Consider the following 265-nt stretch of genomic DNA (forward strand, 5'->3'; position numbering starts at 1 on the left):
TCCAAATGGTATTCCAAGCGAAATGTCGCTATTATTTGGAATACCAAAACGGTTTGGAGATAGTCTATGTGTGCCAGAGCGACTCGTCTTAGTGATAAGGAAATCAAATCAATCAAACCCGATGACAAGGATAAGGTCTTATCGGATGGGGATGGACTGCAACTCAGAGTCAGATGTAATGGGTCTAAACTTTGGAACTTTAACTATCGTCATCCAACAACCAAAGCGCGTATCAATATTGGATTGGGTACTTACCCCGAAATAT

Annotated in this window: 1 protein-coding gene; it reads left to right on the plus strand. The window is 41.1% G+C overall.

All coding sequences use genetic code 11. The features are described from left to right. Window positions 1-66: 66 nt before the first annotated feature. Window positions 67-265: integrase arm-type DNA-binding domain-containing protein (locus B4920_RS26580; protein WP_139379702.1), on the plus strand; the 199-nt coding region annotated here is incomplete at its 3' end.

Origin of the sequence: Zoogloea sp. LCSB751 (assembly GCF_002028455.1) — a bacterium.
Classification (GTDB): Bacteria; Pseudomonadota; Gammaproteobacteria; order Burkholderiales; family Rhodocyclaceae; genus Zoogloea.